Source organism: Oleiphilus sp. HI0117, from assembly GCF_001635235.1.
In genome coordinates this window covers 1-980 of the sequence record NZ_LWGA01001234.1, presented here as the reverse complement: position 1 = coordinate 980, position 980 = coordinate 1, and the positions used below count along the sequence as shown (strand labels likewise).

General features: G+C 39.5%; 1 protein-coding gene and 1 pseudogene. One reads left to right on the top strand and one right to left on the bottom strand.

Features of this window, described 5'->3' with window-relative positions; genetic code table 11:
- Window positions 1-280 (top strand): annotated as a pseudogene (locus tag A3757_RS21485) (glutamine--fructose-6-phosphate aminotransferase); the annotation flags it as partial.
- 146 nt (window positions 281-426) lie between these two features.
- On the opposite strand, the gene A3757_RS21480 reads toward A3757_RS21485, so the two are convergent.
- Entirely contained in the window at window positions 427-867 is a 441-nt protein-coding gene (locus tag A3757_RS21480) for a hypothetical protein (RefSeq protein WP_068506560.1), read from the bottom strand.
- Window positions 868-980 lie beyond the last annotated feature (113 nt).

Genomic DNA, 980 nt, shown 5'->3' with positions numbered 1-980 from the left:
CATTGTTGTTGCACCGAACAATGAGCTTCTAGAAAAACTGCATTCTAACGTTGAAGAAGTACGTGCAAGAGGTGGTTTGATGTATGTTTTTGCTGATCGAAACGCACACTTCAAAAGTGATGACACCATGAAAGTACTAGACGTACCACATTGTGAAAAGATCGTCGCGCCGATTTTATATACTGTGCCTTTGCAGTTGCTTAGTTATCATGTTGCGTTGATTAAAGGTACCGATGTGGATCAGCCACGTAATTTAGCAAAATCAGTAACAGTTGAGTGATGAGCTAGCCGTATTTACAGCCGCTATTCATAGGGAAAAGTAGTTAACGATGGAATAAAGTTGTTAACAACTTTCCTTTTGAATGAAATAAACGCGCGATCTTTCCATATTTCTAATTCTCATTAGAAATTTAATCTTCGATTAGCCTAAGGACGGGAAATCGTGTTTGTACTATGCGCGGAATAGGTACGCCCAGTAGGCTGGGAATAAATAGGCTGCTGAAATTCAGCTGTGGGTATTTGAAACTGATTTAGTTGCAAGTCTTCACCTGCTTTAAGCAATTCATCTTCCTTAAGTGCATCACCAGCCTTCTGTTTATCACTGTCTTCTTTTTCTTGAAGGTAAATAGGTTTAGCATTTTGACCGCTTGAGGTATCGGCTTTTAGTGCGCCGGCAATCGCAGCATTAGAGAGCTCTTCACCACCAATTTCTTGAAGTGGAAAATCCTCAAGCGTTGATTTTTGCCTGGTTGAGAAAAAGTATTCAAGATCCTCGTCTTCATCCCAATCCTCATCTGGTGATTCAGAGAGGCTGATTGAAGGTATAAGGAAACATAAAAGCATAAAATGAAAATATTTTTTAGGCATGGCTCTCTCCTTGATCTAAGCAGATATATTATCGTTTTTACAAAAGCTGTCTAGGTACTAGTGATCATTATCAAGGTAATCGATATTGACGACTACATAGCTGACCACGCCAT